Annotated in this window: 28 protein-coding genes and 3 other annotated features; of the genes, 25 read left to right on the forward strand and 3 right to left on the reverse strand. The window is 36.7% G+C overall.

Annotated elements, in window-relative coordinates; genetic code table 11:
• Positions 1–58: 58 nt before the first annotated feature.
• From GH715_RS01785 to GH715_RS01875, 19 genes are all read left to right on the forward strand, one after another.
• Positions 59–805, forward strand: coding sequence for a manganese efflux pump (locus tag GH715_RS01785; RefSeq protein WP_153834129.1), 747 nt, complete (start codon positions 59–61; stop codon positions 803–805).
• A gap of 141 nt (positions 806–946) precedes the next feature.
• Positions 947–1,555 carry a dephospho-CoA kinase gene (gene coaE, locus GH715_RS01790; RefSeq protein ID WP_163578403.1) on the forward strand — a complete coding sequence of 203 codons (609 nt, stop codon included), beginning with the start codon at positions 947–949 and terminating at the stop codon, positions 1,553–1,555.
• 233 nt (positions 1,556–1,788) lie between these two features.
• Positions 1,789–2,166: an adenosylmethionine decarboxylase gene (speD, locus tag GH715_RS01795; protein WP_153834131.1), complete on the forward strand. Its 378-nt coding sequence runs from the start codon at positions 1,789–1,791 to the stop codon at positions 2,164–2,166.
• An 837-nt stretch (positions 2,167–3,003) separates the two neighbouring features.
• On the forward strand, positions 3,004–3,393 hold the full coding sequence (locus GH715_RS01800) for a hypothetical protein (protein ID WP_018931292.1): 390 nt from the start codon (positions 3,004–3,006) through the stop codon (positions 3,391–3,393).
• Between the two features lie 20 nt (positions 3,394–3,413).
• Positions 3,414–3,887, forward strand: a complete 474-nt coding sequence (gene nrdR, locus GH715_RS01805) for a transcriptional regulator NrdR (protein WP_153834132.1) — start codon at positions 3,414–3,416, stop codon at positions 3,885–3,887.
• 22 nt (positions 3,888–3,909) lie between these two features.
• The gene (locus tag GH715_RS01810; protein ID WP_153834133.1) at positions 3,910–5,277 is read left to right on the forward strand and encodes a replication initiation and membrane attachment family protein; all 1,368 of its coding nucleotides are present in this window, start codon (positions 3,910–3,912) and stop codon (positions 5,275–5,277) included.
• Positions 5,278–5,287: 10 nt separating this feature from the next.
• Positions 5,288–6,223: a primosomal protein DnaI gene (gene dnaI, locus GH715_RS01815; protein WP_153834134.1), complete on the forward strand. Its 936-nt coding sequence runs from the start codon at positions 5,288–5,290 to the stop codon at positions 6,221–6,223.
• 93 nt (positions 6,224–6,316) lie between these two features.
• Positions 6,317–7,165, forward strand: coding sequence for a sporulation protein YtxC (gene ytxC, locus GH715_RS01820; protein ID WP_163578395.1), 849 nt, complete (start codon positions 6,317–6,319; stop codon positions 7,163–7,165).
• Positions 7,166–7,208: 43 nt separating this feature from the next.
• Positions 7,209–7,438: a binding site (T-box leader), on the forward strand.
• A gap of 83 nt (positions 7,439–7,521) precedes the next feature.
• On the forward strand, positions 7,522–9,465 hold the full coding sequence (gene thrS / locus GH715_RS01825) for a threonine--tRNA ligase (protein ID WP_153834135.1): 1,944 nt from the start codon (positions 7,522–7,524) through the stop codon (positions 9,463–9,465).
• Positions 9,466–9,908: 443 nt separating this feature from the next.
• Positions 9,909–10,946: a DUF1835 domain-containing protein gene (locus GH715_RS01830; RefSeq protein ID WP_153834136.1), complete on the forward strand. Its 1,038-nt coding sequence runs from the start codon at positions 9,909–9,911 to the stop codon at positions 10,944–10,946.
• Positions 10,947–11,064: 118 nt separating this feature from the next.
• Entirely contained in the window at positions 11,065–12,045 is a 981-nt protein-coding gene (locus GH715_RS01835; RefSeq protein WP_153834137.1) for an alpha/beta fold hydrolase, read from the forward strand.
• 94 nt (positions 12,046–12,139) lie between these two features.
• Entirely contained in the window at positions 12,140–12,637 is a 498-nt protein-coding gene (locus GH715_RS01840; protein WP_153834138.1) for a GNAT family N-acetyltransferase, read from the forward strand.
• A gap of 71 nt (positions 12,638–12,708) precedes the next feature.
• Positions 12,709–13,263 carry a GNAT family N-acetyltransferase gene (locus GH715_RS01845; RefSeq protein ID WP_153834139.1) on the forward strand — a complete coding sequence of 185 codons (555 nt, stop codon included), beginning with the start codon at positions 12,709–12,711 and terminating at the stop codon, positions 13,261–13,263.
• A gap of 92 nt (positions 13,264–13,355) precedes the next feature.
• Positions 13,356–13,487 (forward strand) — a sequence feature (ribosomal protein L20 leader region).
• An 83-nt stretch (positions 13,488–13,570) separates the two neighbouring features.
• Complete coding sequence (infC, locus tag GH715_RS01850) at positions 13,571–14,077, forward strand: translation initiation factor IF-3 (RefSeq protein ID WP_018931298.1); 507 nt, start codon at positions 13,571–13,573, stop codon at positions 14,075–14,077.
• A gap of 50 nt (positions 14,078–14,127) precedes the next feature.
• Positions 14,128–14,322 (forward strand): 50S ribosomal protein L35, encoded by a 195-nt coding sequence (gene rpmI, locus GH715_RS01855; protein WP_018931299.1) that lies wholly within the window; start codon positions 14,128–14,130, stop codon positions 14,320–14,322.
• A 201-nt stretch (positions 14,323–14,523) separates the two neighbouring features.
• Positions 14,524–14,880, forward strand: a complete 357-nt coding sequence (rplT, locus tag GH715_RS01860; RefSeq protein WP_018931300.1) for a 50S ribosomal protein L20 — start codon at positions 14,524–14,526, stop codon at positions 14,878–14,880.
• A gap of 160 nt (positions 14,881–15,040) precedes the next feature.
• A complete protein-coding gene (locus GH715_RS01865) occupies positions 15,041–15,772 on the forward strand; it encodes a DUF3784 domain-containing protein (RefSeq protein WP_163578396.1) in 732 nt (243 codons plus the stop codon).
• Between the two features lie 12 nt (positions 15,773–15,784).
• Entirely contained in the window at positions 15,785–16,036 is a 252-nt protein-coding gene (locus GH715_RS01870; protein ID WP_018931302.1) for a DUF1294 domain-containing protein, read from the forward strand.
• A gap of 221 nt (positions 16,037–16,257) precedes the next feature.
• On the forward strand, positions 16,258–16,836 hold the full coding sequence (locus tag GH715_RS01875; protein WP_153834141.1) for a TVP38/TMEM64 family protein: 579 nt from the start codon (positions 16,258–16,260) through the stop codon (positions 16,834–16,836).
• A 1-nt stretch (position 16,837) separates the two neighbouring features.
• On the opposite strand, the gene GH715_RS01880 is transcribed toward GH715_RS01875, so the two are convergent.
• Positions 16,838–17,221, reverse strand: a complete 384-nt coding sequence (locus GH715_RS01880; RefSeq protein ID WP_018931304.1) for a hypothetical protein — start codon at positions 17,219–17,221, stop codon at positions 16,838–16,840.
• Positions 17,222–17,348: 127 nt separating this feature from the next.
• Here GH715_RS01880 and GH715_RS01885 point away from each other — a divergent pair, with 127 nt between their 5' ends.
• Positions 17,349–17,834 (forward strand): dUTP diphosphatase, encoded by a 486-nt coding sequence (locus GH715_RS01885; RefSeq protein WP_153834142.1) that lies wholly within the window; start codon positions 17,349–17,351, stop codon positions 17,832–17,834.
• An 18-nt stretch (positions 17,835–17,852) separates the two neighbouring features.
• Complete coding sequence (locus tag GH715_RS01890) at positions 17,853–18,935, forward strand: M42 family metallopeptidase (RefSeq protein WP_018931306.1); 1,083 nt, start codon at positions 17,853–17,855, stop codon at positions 18,933–18,935.
• 643 nt (positions 18,936–19,578) lie between these two features.
• On the opposite strand, the gene GH715_RS21715 is transcribed toward GH715_RS01890, so the two are convergent.
• Entirely contained in the window at positions 19,579–20,214 is a 636-nt protein-coding gene (locus GH715_RS21715) for a lytic transglycosylase domain-containing protein (protein WP_276208095.1), read from the reverse strand.
• A 100-nt stretch (positions 20,215–20,314) separates the two neighbouring features.
• Here GH715_RS21715 and GH715_RS01900 point away from each other — a divergent pair, with 100 nt between their 5' ends.
• On the forward strand, positions 20,315–20,464 hold the full coding sequence (locus GH715_RS01900) for a hypothetical protein (protein WP_163578397.1): 150 nt from the start codon (positions 20,315–20,317) through the stop codon (positions 20,462–20,464).
• Here the strand turns inward: GH715_RS01900 and sspI are convergent.
• Positions 20,454–20,663 carry a small acid-soluble spore protein SspI gene (gene sspI, locus GH715_RS01905; protein ID WP_018931308.1) on the reverse strand — a complete coding sequence of 70 codons (210 nt, stop codon included), beginning with the start codon at positions 20,661–20,663 and terminating at the stop codon, positions 20,454–20,456. The genes GH715_RS01900 and sspI overlap by 11 nt on opposite strands.
• A gap of 96 nt (positions 20,664–20,759) precedes the next feature.
• Here sspI and GH715_RS01910 point away from each other — a divergent pair, with 96 nt between their 5' ends.
• From GH715_RS01910 to pheT, 3 genes are all read left to right on the forward strand, one after another.
• A complete protein-coding gene (locus tag GH715_RS01910) occupies positions 20,760–21,500 on the forward strand; it encodes a TrmH family RNA methyltransferase (RefSeq protein WP_153834143.1) in 741 nt (246 codons plus the stop codon).
• 58 nt (positions 21,501–21,558) lie between these two features.
• Positions 21,559–21,794 (forward strand) — a binding site (T-box leader).
• Positions 21,795–21,867: 73 nt separating this feature from the next.
• A complete protein-coding gene (pheS, locus tag GH715_RS01915) occupies positions 21,868–22,902 on the forward strand; it encodes a phenylalanine--tRNA ligase subunit alpha (RefSeq protein ID WP_153834144.1) in 1,035 nt (344 codons plus the stop codon).
• 15 nt (positions 22,903–22,917) lie between these two features.
• A complete protein-coding gene (gene pheT, locus GH715_RS01920) occupies positions 22,918–25,344 on the forward strand; it encodes a phenylalanine--tRNA ligase subunit beta (RefSeq protein WP_153834145.1) in 2,427 nt (808 codons plus the stop codon).
• Positions 25,345–25,659 lie beyond the last annotated feature (315 nt).

A 25,659-nucleotide genomic window follows, 5' to 3' on the forward strand; every position in this document is an offset into this window, starting at 1 on the left:
ACTTCTTTCCTTACTCCATATAATACAGAAACGACGTATGAAGGAGTAATGAAAGAAGATGATGTTAACCTTACTTATTATAGCAATTAGCATTGATAGCTTTTTAATAGCATTTACGTACGGATTAAGAGGATTGACGTTACCTGTTCGAGCGTTGCTGTTAATTTCGGCGACGGTCGGGATAGTTTTTGCCATATCAATGCTATCAGGTTCGATTTTATCTTCTATTATCTCGATTCGTTCTACAGAAATAGTGGGAGGATTTATTTTGGCGCTCGTAGGTGTCGTCTTATTAATTTCACTATTTCAGGAAAAAAAGAAGAAAGATATTCCTTTTTTAAGAACGAAAGAAAATAGCGATCTGTCTAGCTCTGATCGCCAAGAAACGAAGCGAAATCACGAATTACCCAACGGTAAGTCTTCATCGGTTCGTAAACGCATAAGGATGCAATTGATTCGCTCCAGTCGCTTCGTTTCTATACGAGCGCTCTGCGCTTTTTTTATAAAAATTTTAAAGAAGCCAATGACAGCTGACATTGACCGTTCAGGAAAGATTAATGGTGTGGAACCAATTCTGATTGGAATCGCCCTATCCTTAGATTCTTTTGGTGCTGGAATCGGGATTTATATACTGGGTGCTTCCCCGATTTTTACACCACTATATGTATTTTGCATAACCGTTGTCTTTTTATTATTAGGTGTAAATGTTGGTAAATATTGCGCAAATATTAAAGGGTTAAAGAACATGTCATTTATCCCAGGATGTCTGCTTATTATTATTGGGATATGGAAAATGGTAGTTTAAACAAGACACACCGTTCATTATGAAAAGGGTTCTTAAGTTTATGTAGCAACTGGGATATACGAATAAGAACGTGTATCCCAGTACCACTATCTATTTTACCTTTTTGATGGATAAAGGTGGACAAGGTGTCGATTGAAAAGGGTGAAAGAATTGATTATTGGATTAACAGGTAACATAGCAACAGGGAAGTCAACCATCAGTAACATGATACAGGAAAAGTATCAGATTCCGGTTATTGATGCCGATATCGTTTCGCGTGAAGTAGTAGAACCGGGAGAACAAGCGTTAAAAAAAATAGCAGCAACATTTGGTGAAGAAATCTTACTCGAAGATGGAACGCTAAATCGCAAGCTGCTTGGATCGATCATCTTTCAGGATCAGAGCAAGAGAGAACAATTAAATGCTATTGTCCATCCCGCTGTTCGAAAGAGAATGATTTCCAAAAAAGAAAAGCTACTTCAACAAGGATACCGATCGATTGTGATGGATATCCCGCTTTTGTTTGAAAATAATCTTACATATTTAGTTGAAAAAACAATAGTAGTTTATACTACGGAGGATGTGCAATTACAGCGTCTTATCAAACGAAATGACCTGACTGAGAAAGAAGCCAGAGACCGAATGAATAGTCAAATGAATATCGAAGAAAAACGAGAACTTGCTGATGCAGTGATTGATAATAGTGGTTCCATCGAAGAGTCAGAAATTCAATTAATAAACATCCTCAAAAAATGGGAATTAATCAATTAAGTATTGTGAAAAATACAAAGGTAAGTAATTTTGTCTTGTCAAAGTCGACAAAAGTAGATATAATCTTTTTGCAGCTAAATCATTTAAAGGAATGATTAGCCTGTAACGAGAACTTTTGAATAATGGCAACCGAATGATTGCTTAAAGGGTTAGGACCTCTTTGGACTAACTTTCCCCCGAGGCATATCAGGCATTATTATTCGAAAGAATTAGCGAACAAGGGGGAGTAATATATGGATACAATGGGAAGACATGTAATAGCAGAATTATGGGAATGTAATATTGATATGTTAAATGATATCGAACGTCTCGAAAGAACATTTGTTAATGCCGCTCTTAAAGCAGGTGCTGAGGTAAGAGAAGTTGCCTTTCACAAATTTGCACCTTTTGGTGTAAGTGGAGTGGTCATTATTTCCGAGTCCCATTTAACGATTCATAGTTTTCCGGAGCATGGTTATGCAAGTATTGATGTATATACTTGTGGTGACATAATTGATCCTAATGTTGCGGTTGCATATATTGAAGAACACTTAGAAGCCAAATCAACAGAAAAATTGGAAGTACCAAGAGGTATGGGTGCTGTCCAAATGAAAAATATAAAAGTACAATAAACAGGCTGAAAACGAGGAACCCGTTTCGAGAACCAATGAAACGGGTTTTTACTTTTGAAGAATGATGAACAACATCCATAAACTGCGCAGTAACTTGCACGTGTATTTGCTCTCCTCCATTCTTGACATAGAGAGTGCAGACAAACCGCTTCGGCAGAATACTGCACTTTCCGTGGGCACGGCCTCAGCTAACTTGGTAAAGAAAAGCACTTTACCAAGTGGATCTTCGGCTCGTGCTGATCCCACAGGAGTCTCCGTATTCTGCCTACGCTACTTTTGTTATCTGATTATAGAAAGAAATAAACTCATGGAACTAAACTTTTCTGTTTAATTACAGTACTTATCGGTCTGCGAAAGCACTTTTAACATAGTCGTACCCTACGCTACATATGGTGGAGAAATCGCCTATCTGATTTCGGATAAGCGTTGTGGAGCATATCTTAACGAAGGCCGCCCACTTTCACTCCTGTGGGAATTGTTTGTCCTGAAGATCCACTTTTTCGAGCGGTTTTGCTCGAAAAAGTTAGCTGAAGGGCAAACCCCACGGAAAGGGAAGTGGGCAGCCGGAGTGGCGGTAATGATCACGATAAATGTCAAAATTACTTCATAGATAACTGTGCATTTAGTTTCGAGCAAACAGTACTTTCATTACTTCGCAGTATATATCTACTATCTATTAGAGCACGGGGTAGGGTTGTATATTTTTGTCATGGTCATTTATGAGAGTTTTAATCATTAGATGGTTGGCTGGCTGTTTCTAATGGAGATTAATCGTTTTCTTTTTAAAAACATGTTACAATTAAAAGTAAACAAAAATACATAATGAGGTGTAAGTTTATGTCATTTCGTAACACGTTAAATAAGCATTTTAATAATCATTCGGAAACGAGAGACAAGCATTGGGACCCTGCTTTGCAAACACACTATTTTAAAACAACAAAAGATAAAGCATTCGATAAATTAGAGCCACTTTTCCGGAATATGAAAGAATGTCAGATCGTCGGTATCTCAAAGGATCATGGGGAAATCAGCTTTAATTATAAGGCAGGTAGAAAAGTATTTGTTATCATGACTATTATTATGGTAAAACCTTATCGTACGGCCATTGATATTTCTGCAACAACAGAATCAGCTATTCCATTTGACTTTGGTTACAGCCATAAATTAATTCCTAAACTTTATGATAAAATAAAAAAAGAACTAGACTTTATTGGTACGAAAGAATAATGAATGAAGGATGATTGAGATTGCGATGTCCACATTGTCACTATAAAAACACAAAGGTTTTAGACTCCAGGCCAATTGAAGAAGGACGATCGATTCGACGAAGAAGAGAATGTGAATCATGTGATTTTCGTTTTACTACTTTTGAACGTATCGAAGAAGTCCCGTTAATTGTAGTTAAAAAAGAAGGGACAAGGGAAGAGTATAGTCGTGATAAGTTAATGCGAGGCTTAATACGAGCATGTGAAAAACGCCCTGTAGCACTTGAACAGTTAGAACATATCGCAGTGGAAATTGAAAAGGAACTACGTAACAGAGGTACTTCGGAGGTAAAAAGTGATGAGATCGGTGAAATGGTAATGGATCGCTTAGCTGATGTCGATGAAGTAGCTTATGTGCGATTTGCTTCGGTTTATCGCCAGTTTAAAGATATCAGTGTATTTTTAGATGAATTAAAGGACTTAATCCGTAATGATAATAATGATCAGAACGAGTAATGGATAGGAAGGGGCTGTGTATATGGAACTCGGTGACATCGGAAAAATACTACCATCAGAATTATATATAGTTGAAATGTCTCAGGAGCTGCCACTATCCTATACCAATGCATTAACACACTTATATCAACCTCTTATCGGTATTGATGCGCTATCCCTTTATCAAACACTGTACACAGAGTCAACATTATCTACCAATTTTCAAACACATCACATGTTGATGAATTATATTGGTTTACCGCTCGATCGTATTTATAGAGCGAGAAGAAAACTAGAAGCAATTGGCTTATTGCAAACATTTGAACAAGAACAACAAGAACATAAGGCTTATCATTATCTGTTACATCCACCTCAATCACCAGCTCGTTTTTTTGAGAATGATTTTTTAAGTCACTTATTATATCATCAGCTTGGAAGTGACAAGTTTAAAAAAGTAAAACAAGCATTTGTTAAACAAGACGGTGAAAAGAAAGAACAAAAAGAAACGACGGCAAGATTTGAGGAAGTGTTTCAACTTGTTGATCAACAACCAAATCCATCTGATCTACAAGCGGAAGAGCAAGTTGTCGAAGTGCCAATACAGGAGAAAGTGGACTTTGAATGGTTAGAGCAAATGTTAAAACAACGGATGCTACCTATCCAATCGATCTTAACTCCGGCAACAAGGAAATTGATTAATCAAATGTATGTTGCATACGATTTACACAATCAAGATATAGAAAAAGCATTACTCTGGTCTATTAATGATGAAAACCAGTTACAAACAGAAGAATTTAAAAATGCTTGTATGGACCTTATTAGCGGATCTAATAAGCAAGTGTCCATCCATGTTAGCTCTGATAAACAAAAATTACCGGACAAACCGGCAAAAACAACCAAAAAATCAAAAGAAGAACAATTTATTGAAATGTTGGAACACATTTCACCAAGACAACTTTTAGAGGACCTTGCTGATGGAAATCAGGCATCACAACAAGATTTAAAAGTGATCAGTGAGGTTATGACAAGCCAGGGCTTAAATCCAGGTGTCATGAATGTTTTAATTCATTATGTTTTATTAAAAACAGATATGAAACTTTCTAAAAGTTATTTAGAGAAAATCGCCAGTCACTGGGCACGAAAAAATGTAAAAACAGTCAGACAAGCTATGACACTTGCCAAGTCTGAAAATAAGAAATACCAGCAATGGACCAATAGTTCAAAAAGTAATCAACGATTTTCGTATAAAAATACTAAAAAAGACATTGTACCGGATTGGTATAAAAAACAAAAACAGCAAGCCAAACAACAGACAAAGAAAGAAACTTCGACAGAGGAAAAAGAACGCCTCGCGAAAGAAACGGATGAAATGCTTGCACAATATTTGAAACAGCAAGCGAATGAGGAATAGGGTGATAATCATGGAACCAATTCAATCTGCCATGAAAAAATGGATGAAAGAAAATAAAAAAATGAAAGATAATTTTACCCAGCAACGAAATAAAGTTATCAATGATCCGGAAATCAAACAAAAGTTAAGTGAACATGTTGAAATAGATGAGCAGGATATTAACCGTAATTTAATGAAATTATACGAATATCAACAGGCGTCTAAAAATTGTGCGGATTGCCCTAACTTAGAAGGTTGCAAAAATATTCTAAAAGGTTATACGCCTCATTTAGATATCGACGGTAAAGATATTTCCTTACGATACGAAAAATGTAAAAATAAAGTCCATGAGGAAGCACAGCTTGAAAAAGAATCACTGGTTCGCAGTTTATATATACCGAAACAGATTAAAGAAGCTGACTTAGCAAATATGGATCGCAATTCTTATGAACGCCAGGAGGTCATAAGAGAGATTATTGAGTTCGTGCAAAACTACTCTAAAGGGGACTTCCGTCGTGGTTTATATATTCATGGACCTTTTGGAACGGGAAAATCTTATATACTGGGTGTTATTGCTAACGAGCTCAAAAAACAATACATCCAATCAGACATTATTTACATGCCTGAATTTGTAAGGGAAATAAAGGCTTCCATTGGAAATGACAGTTTTCAGTCGAAAATTGAAAGCTTTAAAAAAGTGCAAGTGCTCATGTTTGATGATATTGGGGCGGAGTCGATATCACCATGGTTCCGAGATGAAGTGCTCGGTGCTATCCTGCAATATCGGATGATGGAAGAGCTCCCTGTTTTCTTTACGTCAAATTATAATTTAGAGCAATTAGAGGATCATTTATCTACATCCAATCGAGGAGATGTAGAAACGATTAAAGCTGGAAGAATAATTGAGCGAATTACCCAGCTTAGTAAACCAATTGAATTAACGAATCGTTATCGAACGAATGAATAACCATGACTTCTGTCTAATCCTTGGACAGAGGTTATTTTTTTTCATCATCACCCATATAATATACCAGTTCGATGGTGGTGAGGGTGATGATATGTGTTAGAAGTATATTTTGAGCATGACAACGAAGCAGAGGTGTTTTATCAGTTAGCCAAACAAGATGACAAATGGCAAGCTACACGTAAACGAACTAAGAAAAATCTTGTGCAACTCCATTTGTTGGAAGACTTGAATTGGGATGAAAAGAAGAAACATCTTGCTCCGTTGTTAAGTATGGTATTTATTCAGTGTCGAGAGACTTCTATGATTCAGCATATACTAATGAAAAAGTATTATTTTTCAAGTGCAGAGGAGATCGAGAGAATAACAGCCATTGCCAGATCATTATTGGAAAAAGATGAATCTGTTTATGAGGATCGAATCCATCAACATGAATTACGTGACACATTAACGACAATTTTCTCCTTACAAATAGACGCTTCTTTTATCCGCTTTGATTCGATAGTTCATTTCAGATTACATCACTATATCGACCAATTAACGGAAATGGTCGGTCTGGCAATAGATGAATTTAAGAGAGAAGAGGAATATCAGGATTTTATTCACTCGATTAGAGAGTTTGTCAGACGTAAGTCACCAGAAGAAGAGGTTGTACATGTATTGCAAGGTGAAAGATTTCGTATTTTTAGAGATGATGGGGAAGTCTACACAATGGAAGATTTACAACAAGTAAAATCACGTTTTCCATTATTTATTTTCGGATTAGAACAAGAAGAATGGGATATTTCACCTCTCATTATGTTGGCGCCAAACCATATTTATATGTATGGGCAAGATCAGGCAGAGTCGAGAACTCATACGATAATCACTATTTTTCAAGAAAGATGTTCTTTTTATCCGACTGAATATTTTCCTTTTTATCACGCTGATGAAAAAGAATCTTGATTTTTTCGTTGACAATCGTTATAATAAATCGCATAACAAGAATAAACAAGCGAAGATGAGGACACGATAGTGTGTAAGGCATACGGATAAGAGAGGGGAGCCTTGGCTGAAAGCTTCCTGTATGACCGCATTCTATTACCACCTCTGAGCACTACTAAGGAATGCTTATGCTAGTAATTAGTAGCGATTCATCATCGTTATCGATTGTCAATGAGCTACACGTTTATGTGTGGAAAATTGGGTGGAACCACGGGTATAACGCTCGTCCCTTTACTTTTTTTCGTAGGGGGACGGGCGTTTTTTAATGTTCAAAATTTTGGCGTGATTAACTTTAATATAAAAAGGAGAGTATGAAAATGAGTAAGATTCATATTACGTTTCCAGATGGAACTGTAAAACCGTTTGATCATGGAACAACTGGTGAAGAGATTGCTGCATCGATTTCACCAGGTCTAAAAAAACAGGCATTAGCAATTAAATTGGATGATACGCTCTATGATTTGCGAACACCATTAGCGACAGATGGTGCAATCGAGATTATTACCATTAAAACAGATGAAGGCCTTGATATTTTAAGACACTCGACAGCTCACCTTATGGCACAAGCAATTAAACGCTTGTATGATAATGTTAAGCTAGGTGTTGGACCAACTATTGAAGATGGCTTTTATTATGATATTGATATGGACGAAACGATTACACCTGAAGACCTTCCACGTATTGAAAAAGAAATGAAGCGAATTGTTGACGAAAATTTAGAAGTAGTTCGTAAAGAAGTCAGTCGTAATGAAGCGAAAGCCATCTATGAAGAAATCGGTGATGAATTAAAGCTAGAATTACTGGATGCCATTCCAGAAGATGAAACAGTAACGCTTTATGAGCAAGGAGAATTCTTTGACCTTTGCCGTGGTGTCCATGTACCACAAACAAGTAAAATAAAAGTATTTAAACTTTTGAGCATTTCCGGTGCTTACTGGCGTGGTGACAGTAATAATAAAATGCTACAACGTATTTATGGTACAGCGTTCGAAAAACAAAGCCAACTCGATGAATATTTACGTTTGCGTGAGGAGGCAAAAGAGCGTGATCACCGTAAACTTGGTAAAGAACTGGGTATTTTCACCGTATCACAGAAAGTAGGACAAGGCTTACCATTATGGTTACCAAATGGTGCTACAATTCGTCGTACTATTGAACGTTATATCGTAGATCTTGAGGAGCGTCTTGGTTATAATCATGTTTATACACCAGTACTTGGTAGTAAAGAATTATATCAAACAAGTGGTCACTGGGATCATTATCAAGATGACATTTTCCCACCAATGCAAATGGATAATGAGGAATTAATCTTGCGACCAATGAACTGTCCACACCATATGATGGTATATAAAAATGAATTACACAGTTATCGTAATTTGCCGGTACGTATTGCAGAACTTGGAACAATGCACCGACACGAAATGTCTGGTGCACTGGCAGGTCTTCAACGTGTTCGAGGTATGACATTAAATGATGCTCACATTTTTGCTCGTCCTGATCAATTGAAAGATGAATTTATTCGAGTAGTACAATTAGTGGAGAATGTCTACAAAGATTTCGGTATTGATGATTATTATTTCCGCTTATCTTACCGTGATCCGAAAGATACAGAGAAGTATATTGATAATGATGAAATGTGGGAAAAAGCTCAAAGTTTATTGAAAGAAACAATGGAAGAAATGAATTTGGAATATGTAGAAGCAGACGGAGAAGCGGCTTTCTACGGACCGAAACTGGATGTACAAGTGAAAACAGCTTTAGGTAAGGATGAGACTTTATCTACTGTACAATTAGATTTCCACTTACCTGAACAATTTGATCTCACATACATTGGTGAAGATGGTAAAGAACACCGTCCAGTTGTAATCCATCGTGGTGTTGTATCAACAATGGAACGGTTTGTTGCCTTCTTAATTGAGGAATATAAAGGTGCATTCCCGACATGGATAGCGCCAATCCAAGCACGAGTGATTCCGGTTTCTGCAGAAGTCCACGCTGACTATGCGAAGAAAGTAGAAGATGAATTACGCATGAGTGGTGTTCGTGTTGAAGTCGATCACCGCGATGAGAAAATTGGTTATAAGATCCGCGAAGCACAAACTGCGAAAATTCCGTTTGCTCTGATAGTAGGTGATAAAGAAGTAGAAGCAAATGCCGTTAACGTCCGACGCTACGGAGAAAAAGATTCAGAAACAATTGAGCTTGATGCATTTAAATCACTGATCACTGATGAAATTCAAAATAAAAAATTGCGCAAGTAGATAAGGAAATGGTCCAAATCGAGAGTGATTTGGACCATTTTTTTATATAGTACAAGAGTTCATGGCACAGTGTATTCATTACGTAGCTAAACGTCTGTATGTCCCAATTGTTAATAGAGTCAATTTATTTGGCATTATTAGATAAATTTCCATTGTTCTGTATCTTTGGAACATGACTGAACAGAATTAAATTTCACTCCCTGTTTTTTTACATATTTGAGGAATATACAGTGCTAAAAATAGATGGTGTAGTTTTATGTAAACCTATTTCTAAACCTTTAGGAGATAAATTTCTGTTATGGGATTTTATGTTAAAATAAATTAGTAGGAAATATTTATATCTCAAAAAAATGAATCTGCTGTTGATGTTGTCAATATTTTAACGTAAAGGTTGAACCTGAAAAGGATAAGGTACGAGATCAGTGAAAGGGAGGAGAACTGTGATGGATGAACTAAGAAGAATAGTGAAAGATGCCGAAGAAGAAGAGGCAAAAGCGGTCTTATTAAACTTATTTTTACGCATTCAAATGGCTGAGGAGATAGAAGAAATTTCAGATCGACAATTAGCACAAGATGTGAAGAAAGTATTAAATGATTATGTAGCGTATAAAAGAAAACAAGAAACAGAGTCTATGAAAGGAAATTATAGAACGGTACACATTGTATTCGGAGATAGTATCGCTGGAAGTTTAAAGATGGCATTGGAGAAAATGAATAGGCAAGATGAGGAAAACATTATTGTATTTTCTGATTTTTTCTCGATTGGCCCCATCTGGCAACTACATAAGGAAGAAGGTCGTTCATTTAGATATCAATGGTTACAAAAAAATATTAATTGGGATGAAGAGTATATAGAAGGTTATCTTGAACAGTTTAATCAAGGTGTTTTAGCGGTTCGTGCTATCCAAGAGCATATTCCGATTGTGATTTGGACAGGGGAAAATGCACATGAACAGACTGCACTTAGATATGTTCTTTCCTTATTATCGGAAAAAACTAATGCCATTTTTATCATCAATACTACTATTAATTATCAGCGTTTTTTCACTCAAAATGATCAGGTAGTACAATTACGACATTCTGGAGAAGTAACACATGATCAATTAGCACACATCTATCTGCAAACTAATAGTAAGAAACAATTAAGACAAGAAGAGCGAGATCAATTAGTGAGAGAATGGGAAGAGCTTGCTACAACAAAGAACTTACTTAGATTATGGAAGGATAAGTTAATACAAAGTGTAGGTGAAGCTTATTATGATAATTATATTTTGGATACGGTTAAGAAAATACATGATGAACGGAACAATTCAGACTTTGTTAAAGTGGCGATAGTTATTGGCGAGCTTATTGGTCATGCAGATCAATATATTAGTGATCTTTATTTTGAATATAGGGTCAGACATTTAATAGTAAATGGGTTTCTAGATATTGAAGGTATTCCAAAGGGAATGCGTTTCTATAGTGTGAAAATACGCTGATAAATCATGAGGAACATTCGTCAAGCATTATTTAGAAGCAGCCAAACGCATAATATTTTACAAGAGGATTGGTACCAGTAACAGGATAGTTCATTAAAACAGAATTGGAGGAATAACTTTGAATTCTGAGAGAAGTATTTATTTTAGTAAAGATGTCGTTGAGATTGATGGTCATCAAACAGGTCTATTTATCGAGTCTACGGATTTTACTAATCCCGTTCTTTTGTTCCTTCATGGTGGGCCTGGCTTTCCGCAATATGCTTTTATAAAAAATACTGGGCTTATGTGGGAACAAGAATTTACTGTTTGTTACTGGGAGCAGAGAGGGGCTGGGATGTCATACAATGCATCAACTCAAGGTGAATTAACGTTAGAACAAATGGTGACCGATACAATCAAAATAGTGGATTATTTAAAATGTAAATTTGCTAAAGAAAGCATCTTCCTCTTAGGGCACTCTTGGGGAGCATTGTTAGGAAGTGTTGTTGCAAGTCGCTATCCTCATCATTTCCATGCGTATATTGGTGTCGGACAGTTTGGGAGATTTTTTGAATCAAATAGGCATACATATGACTTTCTATTAGAGACATCTATGAAACGAGGGGATCGTAAAGCAGAGAAAGATATAAGATCTGTCACATTTGATGAAAAGTTTTATCAAAACAAAGATTATCGCAGAATACTCGGTCGTTATTTAGATAAGTATGGTGGAGGAGCAAAAAGATGTGGTTATTCTAATTGGCAAGGGATGAAAGAACTGTTTACTTGTAAACGGTATACCTGGAAAGAACGATTTAACATTCCAAGAGGTAGTTTCACTAGCTATCAAGCATTAGCGGAAACAATGAACAATGCAGATGCTGCGTTATTAGCTCCTAGATTCAATATTCCAGTTTATATCTTACAAGGTATCTATGATTATCAAACATCTTACAAAGAAGCAAAACGATTTTATAAAAAAATAGAAGCCCCATTGAAAAAGTTCTATACATTTGAAGAAAGCGCACATTCCCCATTTGTTGATGAAAAAGAAAAATTCAAACAAATCTTGAAAGAAGATATTTTACCATTAAAAGAAGAAAGTGATTGTTTGAATTGATCAAGGATTGTCCAGAGGAAGCTAGAAAGTTCAATGTATAATTACTCGTCTTTTTATTTAGTTATTTGTATTAGATTATAATAGGAGAAAAACAATGATAATCAGAACAATAAAAATGTCAGATGCTGAAAAATTAGCCAATCTAATAGTGGAAGTGGAGCAGAGCTCACAGTATATGCTTTTGGAACCAGGGGAGAGAGAAAACTCAGCAGACAAACAGTTGAAGATGATTAAAAGTGTACAAGATAGCAATAATTCTACGATATTGGTTGCAGAGGAAAATCAACAATTGCTAGGATATCTGTTCGCCTTCGGTGGTAATTCACGAAGAAATAGACATATTGTTTATATTGTTGTGGGGGTATTAGCAGGCTACAGGGGACAAGGCATTGGATCAAAATTATTCAACCAATTAGATCAATGGGCAAGGTTGCAGAATATTAGAAGAATGGAATTAACAGTAGCTACTTCAAACAGATCGGCAGTGGAATTATATAAAAAAATAGGTTTTGAAATAGAAGGAACAAAGCGAAAAGCATTGTTGGTTGAAGGCGAATACCTTGATGAATATTACATGGCAAAACTACTATGAGTTTGAATTGTCCCTCAAATCTTCAATGACGGAAGTCTATGCTACACAGCGAGGAGGAGAAACTTTTGCATATGGATAGGATCAAAGGGAATAAAATCACTTTGGAGCAACCAACTATTAGTGACATAGATATACTTTACTATTGGAAATACGTGGAACCTAAGCAAGAAGCCAAGAAGTGGAATGGACCATATATTTCTGAAGAGAACATATCTAAAGAAGAGTACCGAAAGAATTGGAAACAAGAGATCGTGCAAGGAATTCCAGCGGCGCTAATGATCAAATGTGATGACAAAGCAATTGGGTATGTTGGTTCCTATTGGATAGATAAACAGACAAACTGGCTTGAAACAGGAATTGTCATATATGATAGTGATTATTGGAACGGTGGTAATGGCAGTGACGCGTATAAACGTTGGATCGATTTTATTTTTGAGTCTGCGGACATACATCGTTTAGGTATGTCTACATGGTCTGGAAATACAAGAATGATCAAAGTTGCTGAAAAAGTTGGAATGAAAGAAGAGGCAAGAATTAGGAAAGCACGTATAGTGAACGGGGAGTATTTTGATGCTATTAAGATGGGGATCCTGCGTGAAGAGTGGGAGGAAATCCAAAAAGATTAACATTTTAGTCAAGGTGAATTTTGTCTCAGCTAACTATTGACATGGGATATTTCAGATGATAATATGTATAAAGTGAATTAAATATGATCACTAGAGACAAGTAGAAGCACCCGCTTCTCACCTGATTGACACACAACTGTAGTTGACAGGTACAAATCCGACTTATTTGTAATGAAATTTAGGATGTGTGGGTGCAGTATGTGTACCGACACTTTTTTTATGAATATTTTAAACTTGTCTAGTTAAAATGATCATGTTTCATTACGCTTTTATTAAATTTCGGAGGTGGCTGATTATTAGCAAAGATATGAATGTCAATGAGAGTATTCGTGCACGTGAGGTGCGTCTCATTGATTCAAATGGGGATCAATTAGGAGTAAAATCTCGTCAAGAAGCGTTGGACATTGCTCAAACACGAAACCTTGATTTAGTATTGGTGGCGCCAAAAGCAAAACCACCAGTATGTCGTATCATGGACTACGGTAAATACCGTTTTGAGCAACAAAAGAAAGAAAGAGAAGCACGTAAAAAACAAAAAGTAATTAACGTGAAAGAAGTACGTTTAAGCCCAGGTATTGAAGAGCATGATTTCAATACGAAGCTTCGTAATGCGCGTAAATTCTTAACAAAAGGAGACAAAGTAAAAGTCTCTATTCGCTTCCGTGGACGTGCGATTACCCATAAAGAATTAGGTCAAAAAGTATTAGAACGTATGGCAGAGGAATGTAAAGACCTTTCCACTGTTGAACAAAAAGCAAAAATGGAAGGCCGCAGTATGTTCATGATGCTTGCACCTGTAAACGAAAAGAAATAACTAGCTCAGGCGTTGAGTTAAATAGATTTAGTTTCAAGGAGGAAGTAATAATGCCAAAAATGAAGTCACACAGCGGAACAGCTAAAAGAATGAAAAAGACAGGTTCTGGGAAAGTAAAACGTTCCCACGCATATACAAGTCACTTATTTGCAAACAAGTCTCAAAAACAAAAGCGTAAACTTCGTAAGTCCGCTCTTGTATCAGCTGGAGACTACAAACGCATTAAACAAATGCTACCAAAATAAAGTAGAAAAGCGAAAGTGACCGTTTAGAAACGTAGTGAATGGAAGGAAGCAACTGAGATAAAGGAATCACGGTGAGCATTGCGAACCGATGATGACTTATCGTAGGGCGCTTTCCTGAAGTCGCCTAGTTTCTGGTCACTCCGAGCTAGACATTGATTGAAATAACAAAACAGATTCGTTGATTTATAGGAGGGAATTATTATGGCACGTGTTAAAGGTGGAACAGTTACACGTAAACGTCGTAAACGTATATTAAAGCTAGCTAAAGGTTATTATGGTTCAAAACATTCATTGTTTAAAACTGCAAAACAACAAGTAATGAAATCAGGTCAATATGCATATCGTGACCGTCGTCAGAAAAAACGTGATTTCCGTAAACTTTGGATTTCTCGTATCAACGCTGCGGCACGTATGAACGATCTTTCTTACAGCCGTTTCATGCACGGATTAAAGCTTGCTGGTGTTGAAGTAAACCGTAAAATGCTAGCTGACTTAGCTGTAAATGATGAAAAAGCATTTGCACAATTAGCAGACCAAGCAAAATCTGCTTTAAAATAACGATAACTAAGAATGACGGATAGCTCTGTTTAGAGTTATCCGTTTTTTATATACGCTAATAGCATAGGTTATCCATTATTATAAGACTGCTAAAGTTCCGCTCCAAAATATGAAACCTTCTATTCTACACATTCGTAAAAATTTTAAGGTGGTGTTACAGGTGGAGAAAGGACATATTATTTTTCTAATTATCATGGGATGGACATTACTCATCTATGGTGGGCTTACGTTTTTAGTTGTGAAGAAAAAAGATTATTTTCTCCTTTCGGGATTCGCTAATCGTCCTGAAGAAGAACAAGTATACTTAAAACAGAACGGATATATAGAAGCGGTTGGTAAACTACTAATGGTTACGTTTAGTTTATTAGCATTGTCCTTTTTGTTAGGTGTGTTTTCTGTTCCGTATGGCTTTGAGGTTGGTATGGCTACTTTTCTAATTGTACTATTAGCAGGCACGCTCTGGTTGCAGCGATACGAAGTACCTCGTAAACGCAAAAGAAACTATTGGCTGATTGGGATTATTACAGGAATTATTGTTATATTTATTGCTTTCTTATCAATATTTGGCTATCGTGAAAATGATATGGTAGTTGTTGATAACACACTAGTGATTGAAGGGATGTACGGGGATAATATTCCATTAGACCAAATTAGTAAAGTGGAAAAGATAGACCAACTTCCAGAGATTACAGCTAAGACAAACGGATTTGCTATGAGTAATCGTTTAAAGGGAAAATTCCTGATAGAAAAATCGGAAGAATCGATCAGATTGTTTATAGCAGGTAAGTCCAGTTATTATGTTACAGTGGAAACAGAGGAAGGACTTATCATTTTTAACAGAGAAAATGAATCAGAATTAGATAGATTATATCAACAACTACAATCTCGATAAAGGTGTGAAGAAATGTTAGTGTACTTAGCAATTATTAATATCATTTCGTTGTTTACTATGTGGATAGACAAAAGGAAAGCAAGAAAGAATAAATGGCGTATACCGGAAGGACGAATTTGGTTCTTTGCAATTATTGGTGGTGCACTGGGAGCGACTATCGGGATGTATGTATGTCGACATAAAACGAAACATACACTATTTCTAATCGGTTTACCTTTTATAGCCATTATTCAATGGTTGTTGATCATCATTTTTTTCCTATAAGACAAGAAAGTATAAAATTTGCGCAGATGTCTACGCAAACGCCCAGAAACTAGAAGACTTCACGAATCGCCCGACGATAAGTCATCATCGGTTCGTAAACTCACCGTGATTCCTTTATCTCAGTTGATGCTGGTTTCTAAACGGGCGCTCTGAGCTTTTCTTATAATGGCTGTCATAAAGGCTCGTCTCTTGTCATATTGTTAATTAGAAGGAGCTGATGAATGATGCCAATTGAAATGATTAGCCAAATGAAAGTAATGGAAAGCTATGCATTTGTAGCCCCTGTGCTTTTTATTATGGTTCATATCCTTCGCCCGCTATTATTTATTCCAGTCTTGCTGCTATGTATTACCGGTGGGCTTGTATTTGGCTTATTAGCTGGTACGATATATTCGATTATCGGTTTAATGATTTCGAGCATTATTTTTTATCTGATCATTCATTTGTTACCTGCCATTGAAAAACGCTGTAAACGGTTGGAAGAAAAGTTGTTAGGTAATGAACTATCGTTAAATACGATTCAAATTATGCTATTAAGAATGCTGCCATTTATCCACTTCCATCTTATGTCCTTTTGCATATATAAAAAATCCGTAAGTTTTTCCTCTTACTTACGGACAACATTTTTAACGGTGATTCCTGTTGCTTGTTTTTATACTACTTTAGGTAAAACGATCCAAGAAATATCCATCTATTATGCGATTCCACTTGTCGTAATGGTAATAATTCTTGCCTATTTGGTCAGAAGAAAACAGGTAATTATTAAATGGCAAACTTTTTTTCAGCAAAACACAGCCTGAATTATTTTAAATGCAGTTTATTAATGGGATACTTCCACTCTATATCAGCGTGAGGATAACGAATCAATATTTCTTCCTCTAAGAAATAGAGATCCTTGCGCTCAAACCCTTTTAATTTCTCTGGATTTCTCGTGTGCATCACGATGTTGATTACTTCAAAGGCATCCTCTGTTGTCCCTAAATACTTTTCCCCTTCAAATAAAAATCCTTTATACGTGATAAAAAAATTTTTCTTAATATTATCATTATAATCAAGGAAATAGAATTCACTTTTTTCCTGGGCAACTTCTAGTTTTCTTTTTGGATTAACGATATATTTATAGGCAGTATATATTAATACAATCATAGCAATAACTACTAAAAAACGAAAAAGAATAACGATCACGAAAATCAACTCCTAATATACAAGACTTCTAAATAGGCTTACGAATTCATGGATGCTTTGGTTTCAAAAAAATAAACCAAACATGCTATAATATGAGAATAAATCCAAAAAATTGAGGGAGAACAATATGAATTGGCAAACACTTTTTGATATGCAACGAGAATTAGATAACTATATTTTAGCACAACATGATTTGAAAAACGAAAATGTTTTTGATAAAAAGGTATTAGCGATCTTGGTAGAAGTTGGAGAATTAGCAAATGAAACAAGATGCTTCAAGTATTGGAGTGTCAAACCAGCTAGTGAGAAGGCTGTTATTGCAGAGGAATATGTGGACGGAATCCATTTCATCTTATCATTAGGATTGGAATTAGGACTAGATCAATACGAGTCAAGTAATCAAGCTAGTGATGAAGATTTAACATCCTTGTTTCATCATGTTTTCCGTTCTATTTCTGTGTTAAAGGAAGAACAGTCAGTAGAAGCGTATAAAGATGTCTTTGATACATATTTAACATTAGGTGAAAAACTAGGCTTTTCTGCAAATGATATAAAAAAAGCCTATGTGGATAAAAATAAAATTAACTTTGAACGACAAAATCAAGGTTATTAATTTCTAGGAGGAAATCTGATGTCAAACTATGAGCAATTAACGATGTTAAAAGAACTAACAGATGCACGAGCAATTCCAGGAGATGAACGAGAAGCACGCGAAGTCATGAAGAAATGGATTTCACCCTATGCTGACAAAGTCTATACCGATCATCTTGGAAGTTTAATCGCCGAAAAGAATGGCGACGAAAATGGTCCGAAAATAATGGTAGCTGGTCATTTGGATGAAGTTGGCTTTATGGTAACACGAATTGATGATAAAGGTTTTGTCTATTTTCAAACAGTTGGTGGCTGGTGGAGTCAAGTAATGCTGGCACAACGCGTAACGATCCTGACCAAAAGTGGAGATGTTACAGGGGTAATTGGCTCAAAACCTCCTCATATCCTTTCAGCGGAAGCTCGCAAGAAACCAGTAGATATTAAAGATATGTTTATTGACATTGGAGCATCTAGTAAGGAAGAAGCAGCTGAATTTGGGGTTAAACCTGGTGATTCTGTTGTCCCATACTTCGAATTTACTCCTTTGAAAAATGAAAAATTATTACTAGCAAAAGCATGGGATAATCGTATCGGTTGTGCAATTGCGATCGAAGTTTTACGAAGATTAAAGGGAGAAAATCATCCTAACCGTGTCTATGGTGTTGCAACAGTACAGGAAGAAGTTGGATTACGAGGCGCCAAAACCTCTGCATACGCGATTGAGCCTGATATTGGTTTTGCGGTAGATGTTGGTATTGCAGGAGATACACCAGGTGTTTCAGATAAGGATGCAGATAGCAAAATTGGTGATGGCCCGCAAATAATCCTGTATGATGCCTCTATGGTATCTCATAAAGGATTAAGAGATTTTGTTGTTGAGACAGCTGATCAGCATCAAATTCCATATCAATATGGACACTTGGCTGGTGGTGGAACTGATTCTGGTTCGATTCACTTAACAGCAAATGGGGTCCCGGCTTTATCGATTACCATTGCTACAAGATATATCCACACACACGCTGCGATTTTACATCAGGATGATTTCGAAAATGCTGTACAATTAATTGTTGAAGTTATTAAAAATTTAGATCAAGATACGGTAGATAATATTACTTTTTCTTAAGCTTGATCAAACATTATTATACGATAAAACACGAACATCAAATCGATGTTCGTGTTTTTCTTTGTAATATAGGAAAGTATATAATCCGCGGTATCAACCCAATTGTAAGCAGAGTAGCCATTTTGAAATAGCTTGTACAGGAAACCATCGCTGCGGCTGTCCACTTCCCTTTCCACGGGCTTTTCGCCTAAGCTAACTTTGGTAAGCAAAGTTAGCTTGCCAAAGTGGATCTTAGTCGAAAATCATCCCGTAGGAGTGGAAGTGGACGGCCTCCGCTATGAAATTGTTCTACAACGTTTGTGACTGCTAACTTCTCGAGCTTTCTTAACCTGTGTAATAAAATTGGAATGTCAGCGAGTACATACAATGTAGAGCATTAATTAGCGTAGGCGCCCACTTCGACTCCTGTGGGATCAGTGTGATCTGAAGATCCACTTTTGTAAAGCGATCTTCTTTACAAAAGTTAGCTGAAGAAACGCCCCACGGAAAGCGAAGTGGGCAAGCCGTAGCGGTTGTTGCGCCCAATATCCATCTCAAAATAACTACTTTATACTATCGATATATTAATGATCAATGAAAAGGACCGGGTGGGGGCTTTCCCAGTTTTTCTTAAATAATCAGTAAATTATTTATGTTTTTCTAGTTATGCTAAGTATTTGCCAAGTACTTTTTGTACATAAGCTTGTGTTTCTGCAAAAGGAGGAACATCATTAAATTTATCAACATTTCCGGGGCCTGCATTATACGCAGCTAGTGCTAAAGTTTTGTTACCATCATACCGATCCAACATTTGTTTTAAATATTTTGCCCCGCCTAAAATATTTTCAACTGGATCAAATGGGTTTTGAACTCCTAATCCTTTGGCTGTTTCTGGCATTAATTGCATTAAGCCTTGAGCGCCAGCATGACTGACGGCCTGTTGATTATAATTTGATTCTGTTTGGATTACGGCATCAATTAATTTAGGGTCAATATTATATCGATTTGCTGCTTGTTCAATAATAGCAGTTATATCAGAAGTAAATCCGGTAGGATCTGATATCTCTGTAACGGAGTTAGTATGTACTTGTGACCTGATTGATTGAGCCATCTCCGGATTATTCAGAAAGTATTCAGCAGGAATCTTACTATTATGTGATGTATTCATATAGGCAGAATTTCCGATTAAGGATTGCAATAATTGACTAAAATCAGTTTCTGTATCATTGCTATTAGAATTGCCTGTTAAAGTAGACATCGCCTGCATTTGCATTAGGTGATAAATGGATTGTACGTTCACTGAAACGCTCTCCCTTTTTAGTAAAATATATCTATTATAAATATACAATTTATCACTCGAAAAAGCAATATCTTGAAAAGGGAAAGAGCTAAGATTGAGAATGACTGATAAATATTTGAAAGTGACTGATAAACGCAAAAAAGTGACTGATAATATACCGAAAGTGACTGATAAAATGAATGGAGGCATAACACAAAAGTTCCGATCATCGTTTTTAGATGATCGGAATTCTTTGGGTTTTATTGATTAACGGCCTGTTCCAATGTATCAAGAACTTCTGTTTTTTCTGATTCGTCTGCTTGTTGCCAATATAATTCAAACAAAACTCCCAGACCAGGAAGCATCTTTTCTTCTCCACTTTGAATTGCATCGACAATAGTAGCTTCTAAATCATTAGCAGAATTACCTGACACGTTGGACATGATTGCTTTTCGTAAATTTAAATCCATATCATCACCCCACATCTTTTACATTTTTCATTATAGTTTGACCTTTATAAAGGATAATATGTATGATAGAAACATCAAAAAAGAGGAATGAGTTAAATGCTAACATCTGTTAAGAATGAAAAAGTAAAGAATTGGCGAAAATTAAAAAAGAAAAAAGAGCGCGATATTGAGTCGAAATTCTTGATTGAAGGCTTCCACCTTATTGAAGAAGCACATAAGAGTAATTGGGAAATTACAGAAATTATCTACCAAACCGGGGTAGAGGTTAATCCAGAATGGTCTGCTTATTCATTACATGAGGTTTCCGATAATGTAATGGCAGCTCTTACGGAAACGAAAACGCCTCAAGGTATATTGGCAGTAGTAAGAAAGAATCAATCAAGAGAAAGACAACTGCAACGTGCTTTGTTGGTAGATCGTGTTCAAGATCCGGGCAATCTAGGAACAATGATCCGAACTGCAGATGCAGCAGGGTTTGATACTATCATATTAGGAAAAGGAACTGTTGATTTGTTTAATGATAAGGTGATTCGATCTACCCAAGGTTCGATGTTCCATCTTCATATTTATGAAGCAGATTTACATGAAGAAATCGATCGATTACAGCGGGAAGGTACGATAGTATGGTCAACAGGCCTCGATAATGCGACGTTTTATCATGAACTAGAAGTACCGAATAACCTTGCAATATTGGTTGGCAATGAAGGGTCAGGTGTTGATCCTGATTTAATGAAAAAAGCCACTCAAAATGTTAAAATTCCGATATATGGTCTGGCAGAATCATTAAATGTTAGCATTGCTGCAGCGATTCTTATGTATGAAGTAGCAAAAAAATAAACAGTTGGACTTGCAACATTTGCAATGCTTGCTTATACTATATGAAGTAAAAACATTTATAAAAGCGTCGAAAGAGCTAGTAGATGTGTGACTTATCGTTTCAAGGGAAGAAGCATCACGGACTGGAAATGCTTCTAACGATCACATGTTGAAATTTCACTCTGGAGCTGACACTTGGATCTTGTTTGACAAGTAAAGGTGTTCCGGTTTATACCGTTATCTTTTAACTTGAGTGGATATAGTGAACTATATCAACAAGGGTGGTACCGCGATACATACAGTCTCGTCCCTTTTTTAGGGAGCGAGACTTTTTTAATTGCTTTCGCAGTCAGAAATTAGTTTTGAATAAAAGAAGGAGGTTCACAAGATGAAAGAACAGTTACAAGCATTAGAAAAAGAAGCGTTACAAAAAGTGGACGATGCAACATCCCTTAAGGAATTACAAGATGTAAGAGTTGCCTATTTAGGTAAGAAAGGTCCTATCACAGAAGTATTAAGAGGAATGGGAAAATTATCGAAAGAAGAACGACCGGTAATAGGTGAATTAGCTAACAAAGTAAGAGGAAATATCGCGGACGCTATTGACAGCAAAAAAGCGTCTATCGAAGCAGCAGAGTTAGAAAAACAGCTGGAAGAAGAAACGATTGATGTCACATTACCAGGACGACCTGTTCCAACAGGTGGCCCACATCTTTTAACAAGTATTGTTGAAGAGATTGAAGACTTATTCATCGGTATGGGATTCGAAGTACGAGAAGGTCCAGAAGTAGAAACGGACTATTATAATTTTGAGGCACTTAATTTACCAAAAGGACACCCAGCACGAGATATGCAAGATTCCTTCTATATTACAGAAGAAATCTTGATGCGTACACATACCTCACCAGTACAAGCAAGAACTATGAACGCTATGGAGGATAAACGCCCCGTAAAAATGATTTGTCCTGGGAAAGTATATCGCCGAGATACCGATGATGCGACACACTCACATCAATTTACGCAGATCGAAGGGCTTTACGTAGACAAAAATGTACGGATGAGCGACTTGAAAGGTGTTCTGGATCGTTTTGCGAAGCAGATGTTTGGTCAAGAACGAGAGATTCGCTTACGTCCGAGCTTTTTCCCGTTTACAGAACCATCTGTTGAGATGGATATTTCTTGTAAAGTATGTAACGGAGAAGGATGTAGCGTATGTAAACAAACTGGCTGGATCGAAATCTTAGGTGCTGGAATGGTACATCCACGAGTATTGGAAATGGCAGGATATGATCCGAAAGTATACAGTGGGTTCGCATTCGGTATGGGACCAGAACGAATTGCCATGTTGAAATACGGTGTGGACGATATTCGTCATTTCTATACGAACGATATTCGATTCTTGAAACAGTATCATCAAGCATAAGGAGGAGGCTGAAACATGTTTGTATCATTAAATTGGTTAAAAAATTATGTAGATATCGATCAATTATCCCCAGAAGATTTAGCGGAACGTATTACTAAGTCTGGGATTGAAGTAGAAGGGTTAGAGCATTTTGCAAGCCCAGCAAATAATGTGGTTGTTGGTTATGTAGAGAGCTGTGAAAAACATCCGAACGCTGATAAATTAAACTTATGTCAGGTGAGTGTAGGTGACGAAACACTACAAATCATCTGCGGTGCACCGAATATTGCGCAAGGACAAAAAGTTGCTGTAGCAAAACCTGGTGCTGTTTTACCTGGGAATTTTAAAATAAAAAAAGCAAAACTGCGTGGTGTGGAATCAAATGGGATGATTTGCTCCCTACAAGAATTAGGTGTAGAAGAAAAATTTGTACCAAAAGAATTTGCTAGTGGTATTTTCGTATTTCCGGATGATGCAGAAATTGGTGCAGATGTAAACGAACTATTGAATCTCGATGATATTATTATCGAACTTGGTTTAACACCCAATCGTTCCGATGCATTAAGCATGCTAGGTGTTGCATATGAAGTAGCGGCTATTTTAGATGTACCAATTCGTTTACCACAGACGAACTATCTGTCAAATGATGAGGAGATAGAGAAGCAAGTTTCTGTTAAAGTAGACGCAGCTGAGCAAAACCCTTACTATGGTGCATTTTTACTTAAAGACGTGAAAGTTGGTCCATCACCACTTTGGATGCGTAACTACTTAATGGCAGCAGGTATTCGACCAATTAATAACGTGGTAGATATTACTAATTATGTGTTGTTAGAATATGGTCAGCCATTACACGCTTTCGATTTTGATAAGTTTGGATCAAATGAAGTGGTTGTCAGAATGGCGAACGAAGGGGAAAAACTGATTACACTAGATGACCAAGAACGCACATTAACAAATGAGCATTTAGTGATTACAAATGGAAAAGAACCTGTAGCACTTGCTGGTGTAATGGGTGGTGCTGATTCAGAAGTTTCTGAGCAAACTACTACTGTGTTATTAGAGGCAGCTTATTTCGATGGTCAAACCGTCCGTAAAGCATCTAAAGACTTTGATTTACGCAGTGAAGCAAGTAATCGTTTTGAAAAAGGAGTAGACCCTAATCGTGTTAAAACAGCTGGTGAAAGAGCTTGTCAATTACTACAAGAATACGCAGAGGCAACTGTTTTAAAAGGTGTAGCCGAATATGATCAATTAGATTATTCAGAGAAAACTGTAACGATTTGGACGTCTACTATTAATGATCGATTAGGTACGAATATTTCTGATGCTGATATTGCTGATATTTTGCGGAAATTAAACTTTAACTATGATCAAGACGGTGAAACTTTTACAGTTTATGCACCAACTCGTCGTCAGGATATTGTTATCTTTGAAGATATGCTAGAAGAGGTGGCACGAATTTATGGCTATGACAATTTACCTTTCACCTTACCAAGTGGCGGTGCACAAGCAGGAGGATTAACGAAACAACAAGCGTTAAAACGTCATGTTAAACGATTCTTAGAAGGTGCAGGCTTATCTGAAACAGTAACCTATTCATTAACAAGTAAGGAACGAGCAACTGAACTTGTTAGTCCTGAAGTAGCAGAAGTAATGGTTTCTTCTGTCTCGTTGGCAATGCCGATGAGTGAAGAGCATAGTACATTACGCTTAAGTATTTTGCCTGAAATGCTATCATCTGTTGCCTATAATTTGGCGCGTAAACAAGCGAATGTAGCCTATTATGAATTAGGTAGTATTTTCATTTCCAAAGAAGAGAAAGTAACAAAGCAACCAGAAGAGAAAGTACGATTAGCAGGTGCACTAACTGGAGAATGGCTTACACACCCTTGGCAACAAGAGAAGAAAACAGTAGATTTCTTTGTTGTGAAAGGAATTGTAGAAGCATTATTTGAAACATTAAATCTAGATATTACTTTTGTACAGGCGAAAGTGGAGGGAATGCATCCAGGTAGAACGGCTCAATTGTTCTTAGCTGATCAAGCAATTGGTTTTATTGGACAGGTGCATCCACAACTACAAAAAGATTATGATTTGAAAGAAACATTCGTGTTTGATATCGATTTTGATTATATTCTTTCCATCCATGAAAACGAACCTAGTTTTACGAAGATACCTCGTTATCCAAGTGTAACTAGAGATATCGCATTAGTTGTCGATGAATCTGTTCAGGCAGGTGCATTGCAAGCAACGATTGCACAGGCTGGCGGAGAATTGGTTAAAGACATCCAAGTATTTGATGTGTACCAAGGTGAGCATTTAGCAGAAGGTAAGAAGTCTATTGCATTCAGTTTGTTCTATCAAGATCCTGAAAGAACACTAACAGATGAAGAAGTAGAATCATCTTACCAAGCTATTCTAGATGCAGTAGCAAACGACCATAATGCTGAATTAAGAGGATAAAACAAAATAGGCTAGAACATAATAAAATAGTTAGAACGAGAATCCGAACAATCTGAACGCAGCGTAGGCAAAATACGTAAACTCCTGTGGGAATAGCTGAAGTCGCGCCCACGGAAAGCGAAGTATTTTGCTGAAGCAGTATTTGCGATCAGACATTAATGTTCGGATTTTCCTATCTAATCAATCTTTTTTTTCTGTTCTCTTTTTCAAAAGCAGTGTGCCTAGCCAAGATGGTGAAAGTTCAATCCGATGTGCCAAGAAGCTCGGTAGCTGACGAGTAACTGATAGAGAAATTCTAAGGTTGAATTCCCGTTA

The sequence above is a fragment of the Gracilibacillus thailandensis genome, from assembly GCF_010994055.1.
Lineage (GTDB): Bacteria > Bacillota > Bacilli > Bacillales > Amphibacillaceae > Gracilibacillus > Gracilibacillus lacisalsi.

Coding starts and splice junctions, on each gene's coding strand:
- GH715_RS01785 (WP_153834129.1), top strand. CDS start 59: ATGATGTTAACCTTACTTATTATAGCAATTAGCATTGATAGCTTTTTA.
- speD (WP_153834131.1), top strand. CDS start 1,789: ATGGATACAATGGGAAGACATGTAATAGCAGAATTATGGGAATGTAAT.
- GH715_RS01800 (WP_018931292.1), top strand. CDS start 3,004: ATGTCATTTCGTAACACGTTAAATAAGCATTTTAATAATCATTCGGAA.
- GH715_RS01810 (WP_153834133.1), top strand. CDS start 3,910: ATGGAACTCGGTGACATCGGAAAAATACTACCATCAGAATTATATATA.
- dnaI (WP_153834134.1), top strand. CDS start 5,288: ATGGAACCAATTCAATCTGCCATGAAAAAATGGATGAAAGAAAATAAA.
- thrS (WP_153834135.1), top strand. CDS start 7,522: ATGAGTAAGATTCATATTACGTTTCCAGATGGAACTGTAAAACCGTTT.
- GH715_RS01830 (WP_153834136.1), top strand. CDS start 9,909: ATGGATGAACTAAGAAGAATAGTGAAAGATGCCGAAGAAGAAGAGGCA.
- GH715_RS01840 (WP_153834138.1), top strand. CDS start 12,140: ATGATAATCAGAACAATAAAAATGTCAGATGCTGAAAAATTAGCCAAT.
- GH715_RS01845 (WP_153834139.1), top strand. CDS start 12,709: ATGGATAGGATCAAAGGGAATAAAATCACTTTGGAGCAACCAACTATT.
- infC (WP_018931298.1), top strand. CDS start 13,571: ATGAATGTCAATGAGAGTATTCGTGCACGTGAGGTGCGTCTCATTGAT.
- rpmI (WP_018931299.1), top strand. CDS start 14,128: ATGCCAAAAATGAAGTCACACAGCGGAACAGCTAAAAGAATGAAAAAG.
- rplT (WP_018931300.1), top strand. CDS start 14,524: ATGGCACGTGTTAAAGGTGGAACAGTTACACGTAAACGTCGTAAACGT.
- GH715_RS01870 (WP_018931302.1), top strand. CDS start 15,785: ATGTTAGTGTACTTAGCAATTATTAATATCATTTCGTTGTTTACTATG.
- GH715_RS01875 (WP_153834141.1), top strand. CDS start 16,258: ATGATGCCAATTGAAATGATTAGCCAAATGAAAGTAATGGAAAGCTAT.
- GH715_RS01885 (WP_153834142.1), top strand. CDS start 17,349: ATGAATTGGCAAACACTTTTTGATATGCAACGAGAATTAGATAACTAT.
- GH715_RS01890 (WP_018931306.1), top strand. CDS start 17,853: ATGTCAAACTATGAGCAATTAACGATGTTAAAAGAACTAACAGATGCA.
- GH715_RS01900 (WP_163578397.1), top strand. CDS start 20,315: ATGACTGATAAATATTTGAAAGTGACTGATAAACGCAAAAAAGTGACT.
- sspI (WP_018931308.1), bottom strand. CDS start 20,663: ATGGATTTAAATTTACGAAAAGCAATCATGTCCAACGTGTCAGGTAAT.
- GH715_RS01910 (WP_153834143.1), top strand. CDS start 20,760: ATGCTAACATCTGTTAAGAATGAAAAAGTAAAGAATTGGCGAAAATTA.
- pheS (WP_153834144.1), top strand. CDS start 21,868: ATGAAAGAACAGTTACAAGCATTAGAAAAAGAAGCGTTACAAAAAGTG.
- pheT (WP_153834145.1), top strand. CDS start 22,918: ATGTTTGTATCATTAAATTGGTTAAAAAATTATGTAGATATCGATCAA.